This window comes from Pseudomonas sp. PA-1-6B, assembly GCF_021609545.1.
In the GTDB taxonomy this organism is placed as follows: Bacteria; Pseudomonadota; Gammaproteobacteria; order Pseudomonadales; family Pseudomonadaceae; genus Aquipseudomonas; species Aquipseudomonas fluorescens_BV.
Genome location: NZ_WJZM01000027.1, coordinates 49,414 through 64,328, shown reverse-complemented (window position 1 = coordinate 64,328; position 14,915 = coordinate 49,414). Strand labels below are relative to the sequence as shown.

Here is a 14,915-nt window from a genome sequence, read left to right as displayed (position 1 = left end):
ATGCGGAGAAATTAGATGAGTGCGCTCTACATGATTGTCGGCACCCTGGTTGCTCTGGGTGTGTTGGTGACCTTCCACGAATTCGGCCACTTCTGGGTGGCGCGTCGTTGCGGCGTCAAGGTATTGCGCTTTTCCGTCGGTTTCGGCATGCCGTTGTTGCGCTGGCATGATCGCCGCGGCACTGAGTTTGTCATTGCTGCTATCCCGTTGGGCGGCTACGTCAAGATGCTCGATGAGCGCGAAGGCGAAGTGCCTGCAGACCAGCTGGACCAATCCTTCAATCGCAAGACCGTTCGTCAGCGTATTGCGATTGTTGCGGCGGGGCCGATTGCCAACTTCCTGTTGGCGATGGTGTTCTTCTGGGTCTTGGCCATGCTGGGCAGCCAGCAGGTGCGCCCGGTCATTGGTGCGGTCGAAGCCGACAGCATTGCAGCCAAGGCCGGCCTGACGGCTGGGCAGGAAATTGTATCCATTGATGGCGAACCCACCACAGGGTGGGGCGCGGTCAATTTGCAGTTGGTGCGTCGCCTGGGTGAAAGCGGCACCGTCAATGTGGTAGTGCGTGACCAGGACTCCAGCGCCGAAACCCCGCGGGCATTGGCGCTGGACCATTGGCTCAAGGGCGCCGATGAGCCCGATCCGATCAAATCCCTGGGGATCCGCCCTTGGCGTCCGGCCTTGCCGCCGGTGCTGGCCGAGCTTGATCCAAAGGGTCCGGCCCAGGCTGCTGGCCTGAAAACCGGTGATCGCCTGTTGGCCCTTGATGGCCAGGCACTGGGTGACTGGCAGCAGGTGGTCGACCTGGTGCGTGTGCGCCCTGATACCAAAATTGTGCTGAAAGTTGAGCGCGAGGGTGCTCAAATCGACGTCCCCGTGACCCTGTCGGTGCGAGGCGAAGCCAAGGCGGCCGGGGGTTACCTGGGGGCCGGGGTCAAAGGTGTCGAATGGCCGCCATCGATGGTGCGAGAGGTCAGCTACGGGCCTTTGGCAGCGATTGCAGAGGGCGCGAAACGCACCTGGACCATGAGCGTGCTGACCCTCGAATCCCTCAAGAAAATGTTGTTCGGTGAGCTCTCGGTAAAAAACTTGAGTGGACCGATAACCATTGCTAAAGTGGCGGGCGCTTCTGCCCAGTCGGGTGTCGCGGATTTCCTGAATTTCCTGGCTTATCTGAGTATTAGCCTTGGGGTTCTGAATTTGCTGCCCATTCCAGTATTGGATGGGGGGCATCTGCTGTTTTATCTGGTCGAGTGGGTGCGTGGTCGCCCCTTGTCGGATCGGGTGCAGGGTTGGGGGATACAGATTGGTATCAGTTTGGTGGTCGGGGTGATGTTGTTAGCCCTGGTCAACGATCTGGGACGTCTGTAACGCTTCGCTGAATTGCGAATCTGCCGCATTTTGCGGCAGTTTGTTTATTGCCAGTTGGAATAAGAAAGGACTTCATGAAACGTCTGCTGCTAACTGCGGTTCTCACCGTATTGATGATCGCCGAAGTTCACGCCGAGTCCTTCACCATCTCCGATATTCGCGTCAATGGCCTCCAGCGGGTCTCCGCGGGTAGCGTCTTTGGTGCCTTGCCGTTGAACGTCGGGGAACAGGCGGATGATCGTCGCCTGGTGGAATCCACTCGTGCGCTGTTCAAAACCGGGTTCTTTCAAGATATCCAACTGGGTCGCGAAGGCAACGTCCTGGTCATCACGGTCGTCGAGCGACCTTCCGTCGCCAGTATCGCGATCGAAGGTAACAAGGCCATCTCCACTGAGGACCTGATGAAGGGCCTTAAGCAATCGGGCCTGGCCGAGGGCGAGATCTTCCAGCGCGCGACCCTTGAGGGTGTGCGTAACGAACTGCAACGCCAGTACGTTGCCCAGGGCCGCTACTCCGCGACCGTGGAAACCGAAGTGATCCCCCAGCCTCGTAACCGTGTAGGCCTGAAGGTCAACATCAACGAAGGTACCGTCGCCGCCATCCAGCACATCAACGTGGTGGGCAACACCAAGTTCGCCGATGACGACCTGATTGACCTGTTCGAACTCAAGACCACCAACTGGCTGTCGTTCTTCAAGAACGATGACAAGTATGCCCGTGAAAAGCTCTCCGGTGACCTGGAACGCCTGCGCTCCTACTACCTGGACCGTGGCTACATCAACATGGACATCGCTTCGACCCAGGTGTCCATCACCCCGGACAAGAAGCACGTCTACATCACCGTCAACGTCAACGAAGGCGAGAAGTACAAGGTTCGTGACGTCAAGCTCAGCGGCGACCTGAAAGTGCCTGAAGACCAGGTCAAGTCCCTGTTGCTCGTGCAGAAGGACCAGGTGTTCTCGCGCAAGCTGATGACCACCACGTCCGAACTGATCACCCGCCGCCTGGGTAACGAAGGTTATACCTTCGCCAACGTCAACGGCGTGCCGACCCCGAATGATGAAGACCACACCGTGGACATCACCTTCGTCGTCGATCCTGGCAAGCGTGCCTACGTCAACCGTATCAACTTCCGTGGCAACACCAAGTCTGCGGACGAAGTGCTGCGTCGCGAAATGCGTCAGATGGAAGGTGGCTGGGCTTCGACTTACCTGATCGACCAGTCCAAGACCCGTCTTGAACGCCTGGGCTTCTTCAAGGAAGTCAACGTCGAAACCCCGGCCGTACCGGGTGTGGATGACCAGGTAGACGTGAACTACGCCGTTGAAGAACAAGCCTCGGGTTCGATCACCGCCAGCGTCGGTTTCGCCCAGAGTGCCGGTTTGATCCTGGGTGGTTCCATCACGCAGAACAATTTCCTGGGTACCGGTAACCGTGTGTCCATCGGCCTGACCCGCAGCGAATACCAGAGCCGATACAACTTCGGCTACACCGACCCCTACTGGACTGCAGACGGTGTGAGCCTGGGCTACAACGCCTTCTATCGCACCACCGACTACAAAGACCTCGATGTTGACGTTGCAAGCTATGCGATCGACAGCCTGGGCGCCGGTGTCAACGTGGGTTACCCGATCAGCGAGACCTCGCGCCTGACCTTCGGCCTCACAGCCCAGCAGGATGAGATCAAGACCGGTGTGTACACCGTGGACGAAATCTTCGACTTCACCCGTCGTGAAGGCGACAAGTTCCTGAACTTCAAGGCGTCTGCCGGTTGGTCCGAGTCGACCCTGAACAAAGGTGTACTGGCAACCCGCGGCCACTCCCAGAGCCTGACCGCGGAAGTCACTACGCCGGGCAGCGACCTGTCGTTCTTCAAGCTCGACTACCGCGGCCAGTTGTTCCAGCCGTTGAGCGATAACTACACCATGCGCCTGCACACAGAGTTGGGCTATGGCGACGGCTATGGTTCGACCAATGGCTTGCCGTTCTATGAAAACTACTATGCAGGTGGTTTCAACTCGGTACGTGGCTTCAAGGACAGTACCTTGGGTCCGCGTGGCACGCCGAGCCGTGGCCAGGCCTTTACAGGTAACCAGGGTACGCAAGTGGACTCCGACAACGACCCGCTTCCTTTCGGTGGTAACGTGCTGATCCAGGGTGGTGCCGAAATTCTGTTCCCGCTGCCATTCGTAAAAGATCAGCGTTCCCTGCGTACTTCGGTCTTCTGGGACGTGGGTAACGTGTTTGACTCCAAGTGCGATCAGATCACCAACCCAAGTGGCGTGAAGTCCAACACTCAGTGCAACGACGTGAGCCTCAGCAACCTGGCGAGCTCTGTTGGCGTGGGTGTGACCTGGGTGACTGCGCTGGGCCCGTTGAGCTTTGCTCTGGCCATGCCGATCAAGAAACCGGATAACGCTGAAACCCAGATTTTCCAATTCTCCCTCGGCCAGACGTTCTAAGCGTCTGACCTAAGATAACGACAACGGATTCTGTAGGAGTACATCGTGCGTAAGTTGACTCAATTGGTCTTGCTGGCCACTGTGCTGGTCACCACCCCGGCCTTCGCCGAAATGAAAATCGCGGTCCTGAACTATCAGATGGCCCTGCTGGAGTCCGATGCGGCCAAGCGATACGCCGTGGATGCCGAGAAGAAATTCGGTCCGCAACTGACCAAGCTCAAGACGCTGGAAAGCAGCGCCAAGGGTATCCAGGACCGCCTTGTAGCCGGTGGCGACAAGATGCAGCAAGGCGAGCGCGAGCGTCTGGAGCTTGAATTCAAGCAAAAGGCCCGTGACTACCAGTTCCAATCCAAGGAGCTGAACGAAGCCAAGGCTGTGGCCGACCGCGAAATGCTCAAGCAGCTCAAGCCGAAATTGGACAGCGCTGTGGAAGAAGTCATCAAGAAGGGTGCCTTTGACCTGGTGTTCGAGCGTGGCGCCGTGATCGACGTCAAGCCTCAATACGACATCACCCGCCAGGTGATCGAGCGCATGAACCAGCTGAAGTAAACCATGACAGCGACTATCAAGCTCGGCGAGTTGGCCGAGTTCCTGGGGGCCACCTTGCGTGGCTCCAAGGAGAAAGAAATCACTGGGCTAGCCACCTTGCAGGAGGCTGGCCCAGCTCAGTTGAGCTTCCTCGCAAATCCTCAATACCGTAAATACCTGGTCGACTGCCAGGCCGCAGCCGTGTTGCTGAAGGCCGCCGACGCCGAAGGGTTTACCGGGGACGCGCTGGTGGTGGCCGACCCGTACCTGTCGTACGCCAAGGCGTCGCACCTGTTCGATCCCAAGCCGAAGGCGGCCGGCGGTATTCACCCGTCTGCCGTGATCGCCGATGATGCCCAGGTTGATCCTGCCGCCAGCATCGGTGCATTCGCCGTGATCGAAAGCGGGGCGCGTATTGGTGCTGGTGTCACCGTGGGTGCCCACTGCTTTATCGGTGCACGCTGTGAAATTGGTGCTGATGGTTGGCTGGCTCCCCGCGTGACCCTCTACCACGATGTGCGTATTGGTCGGCGTGTGGTCATTCAGTCCGGTGCTGTTATCGGCGGCGAAGGCTTTGGCTTTGCCAACTCCAAAGGTGTCTGGCACAAGATCGCCCAGGTCGGTGGCGTATTGATCGGCGATGATGTGGAGATTGGCGTGAACACCGCCGTGGATCGCGGGGCCCTGGCTGATACCGTGATCGGTAACGGTGTGAAGCTCGATAACCAGATCCAGATCGCCCACAACGTACAGATTGGCGATCACACCGCCATGGCGGCCTGCGTGGGCATCTCCGGCAGCACCAAGATCGGCAAGCATTGCATGCTCGCCGGTGGCGTAGGGCTGGTGGGGCATATCGATATTTGCGACAACGTCTTCATCACCGGCATGACCATGGTGACCCACTCGATCACAGAGCCAGGGGCCTACTCGTCCGGTACCGCGATGCAACCTGCGGCCGAATGGCGCAAGAGCGCCGCGCGTTTGAGGAAGATCGACGACATGGCACGACGTATCAAACAGCTTGAAAAGCGTGTCGGGGACGTGACCCCTGGCGGTAATGCTTCATCAGAAGGCTGATACCATTTCCATATCAAGTGTGCGCAGCCGCTAGACGGCCTCCTTGATTTGCTAGCGGGGCGTGCGCCTGGTGCGCCCGCCCCCAATCTTTATTACAGGCTTCCCCCCGAAATGATGGACATCAACGAGATTCGCGAATACCTGCCTCACCGTTACCCGTTCCTGCTGGTGGACCGCGTAGTGGACCTCAATGTCGAGGAAAAGCGCATTCGTGCCTACAAGAATGTCAGCATCAACGAACCATTCTTCAATGGTCACTTTCCTGCGCATCCAATCATGCCAGGTGTGTTGATCATCGAAGCCATGGCCCAGGCTGCCGGTATCCTTGGTTTCAAAATGCTCGACCTCAAGCCTGCTGACGGCACGCTTTACTATTTCGTGGGTTCGGACAAGCTGCGTTTTCGCAACCCGGTCACCCCGGGTGACCAGTTGATCCTGGAAGCCAAGTTCATCAGTTGCAAACGCCAGATCTGGAAGTTCGAATGCCAGGCCTCGGTAGATGGCAAGCCGGTGTGCTCTGCCGAGATCATCTGTGCGGAACGCAAACTATGAGTTTGATTGACCCTCGCGCAATCATCGATCCGTCGGCCGTACTGGCCGCCGACGTTGAGGTCGGCCCTTGGTCGATCGTCGGCGCAGGTGTGGAAATCGGCGAGGGGACTGTCATCGGGCCGCACGTGATCCTCAAGGGTCCGACCCGTATTGGCAAACACAATCGCATCTACCAGTTTTCCTCGGTAGGCGAAGACACCCCGGACATGAAGTACAAGGGTGAAGAAACACGCCTGGTAATCGGTGACCACAATATTATCCGTGAAGGCGTCACCATTCACCGTGGCACCGTGCAGGATCGCGCCGAAACCACCTTGGGTGATCACAACCTGGTCATGGCCTATGCGCACATCGGCCATGACAGCGTGATCGGCAATCATTGCATCCTGGTCAACAACACTGCGTTGGCAGGCCATGTGCACGTTGATGACTGGGCGATCCTTTCCGGCTTCACCCTGGTACATCAATACTGCCATATCGGCGCCCACAGCTTTTCCGGTATGGGCACCGCCATCGGCAAGGATGTCCCGGCATTCGTGACGGTGTTCGGCAATCCTGCCGAAGCCCGCAGCATGAATTTTGAAGGCATGCGTCGTCGTGGTTTCAGCGAAGAAGCCATCCACGCCCTGCGCCGTGCCTACAAGACGGTTTACCGCCAAGGGTTGACCGTGGAGCAGGCCCTGGCCGAGTTGGCCGAGCCTGCCACGCAGTTCCCGGAAGTCGCGGTATTCCGTGATTCTATCCAGACCTCGACTCGCGGCATCACCCGCTGATCATGGCCACTCTGCGTATTGCGCTCGTGGCCGGTGAAGCTTCCGGCGATATCCTGGGTGCTGGCTTGATGCGCGCGCTCAAGGCCCAGCATCCGGCGGTGGAATTTATCGGGGTCGGCGGCCCGTTGATGCAGGCCGAAGGCCTGACCTCCTATTTCCCCATGGAGCGCCTGTCGGTCATGGGGCTGGTGGAAGTCTTGGGGCGCCTGCGTGAGCTGCTGGCTCGCCGCAAGCTGCTGATCAAGACGCTGATCGAAGAAAAACCTGACGTCTTTATCGGCATCGATGCGCCGGACTTCACGCTCAATATCGAACTCAAGTTGCGCCAGGCCGGGATCAAGACCGTGCACTACGTCAGCCCATCCGTGTGGGCGTGGCGCCAGAAGCGTGTGTTGAAAATCCGCGAAGGCTGCGACCTGATGTTGACCTTGCTTCCATTCGAAGCCCGGTTCTACGAGGAGAAGGGCGTGCCGGTGCGGTTTGTCGGCCACACCCTGGCGGACGCCATTCCCTTGCAGGCTGATCGTGCGGCTGCGCGCGCCGAGCTGGGCTTGCCCGATGGCCCGTTGGTGGCGTTGATGCCGGGCAGTCGTGGCGGTGAGGTGGGGCGCTTGGGTGCGTTGTTTTTTGATGCTGCCGAACGTCTTCAGGCGCAAAAGCCGGGAATCCGCTTTGTGCTGCCTTGCGCCAGTCCACAACGTCGTGCACAGATCGAAACCCTGCTGGAAGGTCGCAACCTGCCGTTGACCCTGCTCGATGGCCAGTCCCACCTGGCCCTGGCAGCCTGCGATGCGGTGTTGATCGCCTCGGGCACTGCCACGCTTGAGGCCTTGCTGTACAAGCGGCCGATGGTCGTGGCCTATCGCCTGGCGCCACTGACCTTCTGGATCCTCAAGCGCATGGTCAAGAGCCCTTACATTTCCTTGCCCAACCTGCTGGCCCAGCGCCTGCTGGTGCCGGAGTTGTTGCAGGACGATGCAACGCCCGAAGCGCTTGCGCAAACCCTACTACCCTTGATTGACGGCGGCGAAGAGCAGACCCGTGGTTTCGACGATATTCATCGCACGTTACGCCGTGATGCCTCGAACCAGGCGGCCGACGCCGTGTTGACCCTGATCGGCCATAAACAGGAAGCCTTATGACCATGCAAATGGGCCTGGATTTCAGTCTCGTCGCCCAAGCCCACGAACTGGTGGCGGGTGTTGACGAAGTCGGGCGCGGCCCGCTGTGTGGCGCAGTGGTCACGGCGGCGGTGATCCTTGATCCGAACCGCCCGATCCTGGGGCTCAACGATTCGAAGAAGCTCACCGAAGCCCGTCGCGAAAAGCTCTATGACGAGATCTGTGAGAAAGCCTTGAGCTGGCATATCGCCCGGGCTGAAGTCGAAGAAATCGACGAGCTGAATATCCTGCACGCCACCATGCTGGCGATGCAGCGCGCTGTGGAAGGGCTGCACATCACCCCGAAAATGGCGATGATCGACGGTAACCGCTGCCCCAAACTGACAATGCCGTCCGAAGCGGTGGTCAAGGGCGATAGCAAGGTTCCCGCCATTGCCGCCGCCTCGATCCTGGCCAAGGTCAGCCGCGACCGTGAAATGGCCGCGTTCGAATTGATCTATCCCGGTTACGGTATTGGTGGCCATAAAGGCTACCCGACGCCCGTTCATCTGGAAGCCCTGGCTCGGCTCGGCCCCACCCCGATCCATCGCCGCTCGTTTGCCCCGGTGCGCCAGGCTTATGAGGCCCGTGAAAGTCTGATCGAGGTATAGCAGCAAGGCTGATGTTTTTACCCAGGCCCGGTACAATCCGGGCCTTGTTGTTTTCATGTATCAAGACAGGATCACTATGCCGGCTTCATTCGTTCATCTACGCCTGCACACTGAGTACTCCCTGGTCGACGGCCTGGTACGGATCAAACCGCTGGTCAAAACCCTGGTGGGCATGAACATGCCTGCGGTTGCGGTTACCGACCAGAACAACATGTGTTCCCTGGTCAAGTTCTACAAGAACGCCATGGGCGCCGGCATCAAGCCAATCTGCGGCGCCGATCTGTGGCTGTCCAACAAAGACCCGGATAACCCCCTGAGCCGCATCAGCCTGCTGGCGATGAACGGCGTGGGTTATCGCAACCTCACCGAACTGATCTCCCGTGGCTTTATCGATGGTCAGCGCAACGGCTCGATCATCATCGAGCGCGAGTGGGTGGCCGAAGCCAGCGAAGGCCTGATCATGCTCTCGGCGGCCAAAGAGGGCGAAATCGGTATCGCGCTGCTGGGCGGCAACCCTCAGGAAGCCGAAGTGCTGGCGCGTGAGTGGATGCAGGTGTTCCCAGGCCGGTTCTACCTGGAAGTCCAGCGCACCAACCGCCCCAACGATGAAGAGCATCTGCACGCTGCCGTAGCCCTGGCCGATAAGCTGGGTGCGCCGCTGGTGGCGACCAATGATGTGCGCTTTATCAAGAAAGAAGATTTCGAAGCCCACGAGACCCGCGTGTGCATCGGCGAAGGCCGGGCCCTGGACGACCCGCGTCGCTCGAAGAACTACAGCGAAGAGCAGTACCTCAAAAGCGCCGAGGAAATGGCGGAGCTGTTCAGCGACTTGCCCGAGGCCCTGGAAAACTCCGTCGAGATCGCCAAGCGCTGCAATATTGAAGTGAAGCTGGGCAAGCACTTTTTGCCCAACTTCCCGATTCCCGATGGCATGACCATCGACGAATACTTTCGCAAAGTGTCGTTCGATGGCCTGGAGGAACGCCTCAGCGTCCTGCTGCCCAAGGACACCACCGAGGACTACGAAGCCAAGCGCCAGGTGTATGTCGATCGGTTGAATTTCGAGCTGGATATCATCATCCAGATGGGGTTTCCCGGTTACTTCCTGATCGTAATGGACTTTATCCAGTGGGCCAAAAACAACGGCGTGCCGGTAGGTCCGGGCCGGGGGTCAGGTGCTGGCTCGCTGGTGGCTTACGTACAGAAGATTACCGACCTCGACCCGCTGGAATATGACCTGCTGTTCGAACGTTTCCTGAACCCGGAACGGGTATCCATGCCCGACTTCGACGTCGACTTCTGCATGGATGGTCGTGACCGCGTCATTGAATACGTGGCCGAGAAATACGGCCGCAACGCAGTAAGTCAGATCATCACCTTCGGTTCCATGGCCGCCAAAGCGGTAATCCGCGACGTGGCGCGGGTGCAGGGCAAGTCCTACGGTTTGGCGGACCGCCTGTCGAAGATGATCCCGTTCGAAGTCGGCATGACCCTGGAAAAAGCCTACGAGCAGGAAGAAATCCTGCGCGACTTCATCAAGGTCGATGAAGAAGCCGCCGAAATCTGGGACATGGCGCGCAAGCTCGAAGGCGTGGTGCGTAACGTCGGTAAACACGCCGGTGGTGTGGTTATTGCGCCGACCAAGCTCACCGACTTTTCGCCGATCTATTGCGATGAAGAAGGCGACGGCCTGGTCACCCAGTTCGACAAGGACGACGTGGAGGCCGCCGGCCTGGTGAAGTTCGACTTCCTCGGCCTGCGGACCCTGACGATCATCGACTGGGCACTCAAGACCATCAACCGCGACCGTGCCAAGGTCGGCGAAGAACCGCTGGATATCGCGTTTATCCCGCTGGACGACAAACCGACCTATAGCCTGCTGCAAAAAGCCGAAACCACCGCAGTGTTCCAGCTTGAATCCCGGGGTATGAAGGAGCTGATCAAAAAGCTCAAGCCCGACTGCCTGGAAGACTTGATCGCACTGGTGGCCCTGTTCCGTCCGGGCCCGCTGCAATCGGGCATGGTGGATGACTTCATCAACCGTAAACACGGCCGGGCCGAGCTGGCTTACCCGCATTCCGACTATCAGTATGAAGGCCTCAAGCCCGTACTGGCGCCGACCTACGGCATCATCCTGTACCAGGAACAGGTGATGCAGATCGCCCAGGTGATGGCCGGCTACACCCTCGGCGGTGCGGACATGCTGCGTCGCGCCATGGGTAAGAAAAAGCCCGAGGAAATGGCCAAGCAGCGCGGCGGTTTCATTGAAGGTTGCGCCACCAACAACATCGATGCCGACCTGGCCGGTAACATCTTCGACCTGGTAGAAAAGTTCGCCGGTTATGGCTTCAACAAATCCCACTCCGCCGCCTATGGCCTGGTGTCGTACCAGACCGCCTGGTTGAAAGCCCACTATCCGGCACCATTCATGGCGGCGGTACTCTCGGCGGATATGCACAACACCGACAAGGTCGTGACCTTGATCGAGGAAGTGCGCACCATGAAGCTGCGCCTCGACGCGCCGGACGTGAACGCTTCGGAGTTCAAGTTCACGGTGAACGACGAAGGCCGCATCATCTATGGCCTCGGCGCGATCAAAGGCGTGGGCGAAGGCCCGGTCGAGGCCATTACCGAAGCGCGTCAGGACGGGCCGTTCAAGGACCTGTTCGACTTTTGCGCACGCGTTGACCTCAAACGCATCAACAAGCGTACCCTCGATGGCCTGATCCGCAGCGGCGCACTCGACCGTCTTGGCCCGTATTTTCATGATGAGCCGAAGGCTTACCAGGCCAATATCGACCGCAACCGTGCGGTGCTGCTGACCGCCATGGAAGAGGCGATCAAGGCCGCCGAACAGACCGCCCGTACCCATGACAGCGGCCACGCCGACCTGTTTGGCGGGCTGTTCGTCGAAGAAGATGCGGATGTCTACGCGAATCACCGCAAGGCCAAGGAGCTGACTCTGAAGGAACGCCTCAAGGGTGAAAAAGACACCTTGGGCCTGTACCTCACCGGTCACCCGATTGACGAGTACGAAGGCGAAATCCGCCGTTTTGCACGCCAGCGCATCATCGACCTCAAACCGGCGCGGGATACCCAGACCGTCGCCGGTATGATCATTGCCCTGCGGGTGATGAAAAATAAGAAGGGCGACAAGATGGGCTTCATCACCCTCGATGACCGCTCGGGCCGCATCGAAGCGTCATTGTTTGCCGACGCGTTTCATTCCGCCCAGTCGCTGTTGCAGACCGACGCCATGGTGGTGGTGGAAGGGGAGGTCAGCAATGATGACTTCTCCGGTGGCCTGCGCCTGCGCATCAAGCGCGTGATGAGCATGGAAGACGCCCGCACCAACCTGGCCGAAAGCCTGCGCCTGAAGGTCAAGACCGAAGCGCTTAAGGGCGATCAGCTACGCTGGTTGGGTGACCTGCTAAAACGCCATCGTGGCGCATGCCCGGTGACCATGGAGTACACCGGCAGCGATGCCAAGGCCATGTTGCAGTTTGGTGAGACGTGGCGAATTGATCCCGCTGATGGCTTGATTCAAGCTTTGCGTGACCAGTTCGGGCGAGACAACGTCTTCCTCCAATACCGTTGACGGTCAGATAGATCTGATCTCGACTAAACATTTAATCTCGACCTAAACGCGCCTCTCCCTTAAGGTAGGGCGCGAATAGACAACCGGCTGGCCAGGCACCCCTTGGCCGTCGACCCAAGACGGACGCTTATGAACCCGAATTTTCTTGATTTCGAACAGCCGATCGCTGACCTGCAAGCCAAGATCGAAGAGCTGCGCCTGGTCGGCAATGACAATTCGCTGAACATCGGTGATGAAATCGCTCGCCTGCAAGACAAGAGCAGCACGCTCACCGAAGACATCTTCGGCAAGCTGACCAGCTGGCAGATCGCGCGCCTGGCTCGCCACCCGCGCCGTCCCTACACCCTGGACTACATCGAACACATCTTCACCGAGTTCGACGAGTTGCACGGCGACCGTCACTTCTCGGACGACGCAGCCATCGTGGGCGGCATCGCTCGCCTGGACGACCAGCCGGTGATGGTGATCGGTCACCAGAAAGGCCGTGAAGTGCGCGAGAAAGTACGCCGCAACTTCGGTATGCCGCGCCCGGAAGGCTATCGCAAGGCGTGCCGCCTGATGGAAATGGCCGAGCGCTTCAAGATGCCGATCCTGACCTTCATCGACACGCCGGGTGCCTACCCGGGTATCGACGCCGAAGAGCGCAACCAGAGCGAAGCGATTGCCTGGAACCTGCGCGTCATGGCGCGCCTGAAAACCCCGATCATCGCCACTGTGATTGGTGAAGGTGGTTCCGGCGGTGCCCTGGCCATTGGTGTCTGCGACCAACTGAACATGTTGCAGTACTCGACCTACGCGGTGATCTCGCCGGAAGGTTGTGCCTCGATCCTGTGGAAAACCGCCGAAAAGGCGCCGGACGCTGCCGAAGCCATGGGCATCACCGCCGATCGCCTCAAAGGCCTGGGTATCGTGGACAAGGTCATCGCCGAGCCACTGGGCGGCGCTCACCGTGACCCGGCTGCCGCCGCTGCGACCATCCGTGCCGAGTTGGGGTCGCAACTGGCGATGCTCAAGAAGCTGGATAACGAAGCGCTGCTGGCTCGTCGTTATGAGCGCCTGATGAGCTACGGCCTCTAAGCCGACGCTGTACCCAATGTGGTAGCCGGCTTGTGTGGGAGCTGGCTTGCCGGCGATAGCATCACCTTGGTATCACTGATACCCCGAGGTGCCTGCATCGCAGGCAAGCCCGGCTCCCACATTTGCTTTGTGTATGCTGACGAACGTATTCAAGCTTTGCGGCGGTGACGTGTGATGAAACCAACCCTGCCGGCCACACTCCTGCACACCCTGGCCGACTGGCGCAACGCGCCGGCCTGGCATATCGCATTCTCCGGCGGTCTCGACTCCACCGTTCTGCTGCACCTCCTGGCCTCATTGGCCAAAATCGAAAATCTGCCTCCTGTCAGCGCCGTCCATGTCCACCATGGCCTGCAAGCTGCTGCCGATGCTTGGCCCTCTCATTGCCAATCGGTCTGCGACAGCCTGGGCGTACCTTTGCGCGTCATGCGCGTGCAGGTCAGTCAGGGTGCGAGCCTTGAACGTGCGGCCCGCGAGGCGCGCTACCAAGCGTTCATGCAGGTCCTGGGGGTGGGGGAGGTGCTTTTCACTGGCCAGCATCGCGACGATCAAGCCGAAACCCTGCTGTTTCGCCTGCTGCGTGGCGCCGGTGTACGAGGGCTGGCGGCTATGCCTGAGCATCGCCCCTTGGCACAGGGGTACTTGGTGCGGCCCTTGCTGGCATTTTCCCGTAGCGACCTGGAAGCCTATGCCCATCAGCATCAGTTGCAGTGGATCGAAGACCCCTCCAACGTTGATCCACGGTTTTCCCGCAATTACCTGCGTCACCGCGTACTTCCCACGCTGACGGAACGCTGGCCACAGGCGATCACCCACTTGGCTCGCACGGCTGAACACATGACCGAGGCTCAAGGGCTGCTCGACGAATTGGCGCTGATGGACCTGCAGCGCGCCGATCAGCCTTCTGCGTTTCCCTGGTTGCCTCTGCCGTCCCTGGCGCTTGAACCATTACGCGAGCTATCCGATGCCCGCCAGCGTAACGCCCTGCGGCATTGGCTCACGCCACTGACCCGTTTACCCGACAGCGACCACTGGGCCGGTTGGTATGCCCTGCGCGATGCCAAGAGCGACGCTCAGCCTCTGTGGCGCCTGGCCGACGGCCAAATGCAGCGTAGCGGTGAACGCATCTGGTGGTTGCCCTCAACATGGTCGGAGTTTTCCGACGCATCGGTGAGCTGGCCCGATCCGCAAAATCCACTAGAGTTAACGGGCAATGGTCAACTGAGATTTATCGGCAAGGCCCCCGAAGGCCCGCTGGAGGTGCGTTATCGCCAGGGTGGCGAAATCATCGACGTAGCAGGCCGAGGCCGGCGGGATCTCAAACGTCTGCTGAATGAAAGCGGCATGCCGGGCTTCGCCCGTGGCAGATTGCCGCTGGTCTATCGGGGCGAGCAATTGCTGGCTGTGCCAAGCGTTGCGGGGGCATGGTCCAGGTCGGTGGGTGAGGTGCAATTGGATTGGTTGCCACAGACCTGCGATCAAGGTTTGAGCTGATAGCGCCTTTCCGGTAGACTACGCTCCCTTCTTGATACAACTTCTGTGGATTCGCCTGAATCGCAGTCGTTGCCGATTACCAAGCAGTCTTTGCTGGGCGATTCCAAAAAATGTGTAGCGATCAACGTACCGGTGCTTCATTGCTGGTCTGTCACAACGCGGCGGTTTTTTTGAAAGGTGCACTGTGATTAATGCAGGTGATCGGGGGCTTC

Annotated in this window: 11 protein-coding genes; all 11 read left to right on the top strand. The window is 59.3% G+C overall.

What is annotated here, in order from left to right; all coding sequences use genetic code 11:
* The first annotated feature begins 15 nt into the window (after positions 1 to 15).
* The 11 genes from rseP to tilS all read left to right on the top strand — a co-directional run bounded on the left by rseP (position 16) and on the right by tilS (position 14,703).
* Positions 16 to 1,368: a sigma E protease regulator RseP gene (gene rseP / locus GIV35_RS14705; protein WP_105226020.1), complete on the top strand. Its 1,353-nt coding sequence runs from the start codon at positions 16 to 18 to the stop codon at positions 1,366 to 1,368.
* A 74-nt stretch (positions 1,369 to 1,442) separates the two neighbouring features.
* A complete protein-coding gene (gene bamA, locus GIV35_RS14700) occupies positions 1,443 to 3,830 on the top strand; it encodes an outer membrane protein assembly factor BamA (RefSeq protein WP_223024428.1) in 2,388 nt (795 codons plus the stop codon).
* Positions 3,831 to 3,875: 45 nt separating this feature from the next.
* Positions 3,876 to 4,379 carry an OmpH family outer membrane protein gene (locus GIV35_RS14695; RefSeq protein ID WP_003189173.1) on the top strand — a complete coding sequence of 168 codons (504 nt, stop codon included), beginning with the start codon at positions 3,876 to 3,878 and terminating at the stop codon, positions 4,377 to 4,379.
* Positions 4,380 to 4,382: 3 nt separating this feature from the next.
* A complete protein-coding gene (gene lpxD / locus GIV35_RS14690) occupies positions 4,383 to 5,438 on the top strand; it encodes a UDP-3-O-(3-hydroxymyristoyl)glucosamine N-acyltransferase (protein ID WP_105226021.1) in 1,056 nt (351 codons plus the stop codon).
* Positions 5,439 to 5,549: 111 nt separating this feature from the next.
* The gene (gene fabZ / locus GIV35_RS14685; RefSeq protein ID WP_003172281.1) at positions 5,550 to 5,990 is read left to right on the top strand and encodes a 3-hydroxyacyl-ACP dehydratase FabZ; all 441 of its coding nucleotides are present in this window, start codon (positions 5,550 to 5,552) and stop codon (positions 5,988 to 5,990) included.
* Positions 5,987 to 6,763, top strand: coding sequence for an acyl-ACP--UDP-N-acetylglucosamine O-acyltransferase (gene lpxA, locus GIV35_RS14680; protein WP_032893181.1), 777 nt, complete (start codon positions 5,987 to 5,989; stop codon positions 6,761 to 6,763). The genes fabZ and lpxA overlap by 4 nt, the downstream gene beginning before the upstream one ends.
* Positions 6,764 to 6,765: 2 nt before the next feature.
* Positions 6,766 to 7,905 carry a lipid-A-disaccharide synthase gene (gene lpxB, locus GIV35_RS14675; RefSeq protein ID WP_034126836.1) on the top strand — a complete coding sequence of 380 codons (1,140 nt, stop codon included), beginning with the start codon at positions 6,766 to 6,768 and terminating at the stop codon, positions 7,903 to 7,905.
* Positions 7,906 to 7,907: 2 nt separating this feature from the next.
* On the top strand, positions 7,908 to 8,534 hold the full coding sequence (gene rnhB / locus GIV35_RS14670) for a ribonuclease HII (RefSeq protein ID WP_161793220.1): 627 nt from the start codon (positions 7,908 to 7,910) through the stop codon (positions 8,532 to 8,534).
* A 76-nt stretch (positions 8,535 to 8,610) separates the two neighbouring features.
* Positions 8,611 to 12,132: a DNA polymerase III subunit alpha gene (gene dnaE / locus GIV35_RS14665; protein WP_003189180.1), complete on the top strand. Its 3,522-nt coding sequence runs from the start codon at positions 8,611 to 8,613 to the stop codon at positions 12,130 to 12,132.
* Between the two features lie 129 nt (positions 12,133 to 12,261).
* On the top strand, positions 12,262 to 13,209 hold the full coding sequence (locus tag GIV35_RS14660; protein ID WP_003189182.1) for an acetyl-CoA carboxylase carboxyltransferase subunit alpha: 948 nt from the start codon (positions 12,262 to 12,264) through the stop codon (positions 13,207 to 13,209).
* Positions 13,210 to 13,383: 174 nt separating this feature from the next.
* Complete coding sequence (gene tilS / locus GIV35_RS14655) at positions 13,384 to 14,703, top strand: tRNA lysidine(34) synthetase TilS (protein ID WP_236264607.1); 1,320 nt, start codon at positions 13,384 to 13,386, stop codon at positions 14,701 to 14,703.
* Positions 14,704 to 14,915: the final 212 nt, after the last annotated feature.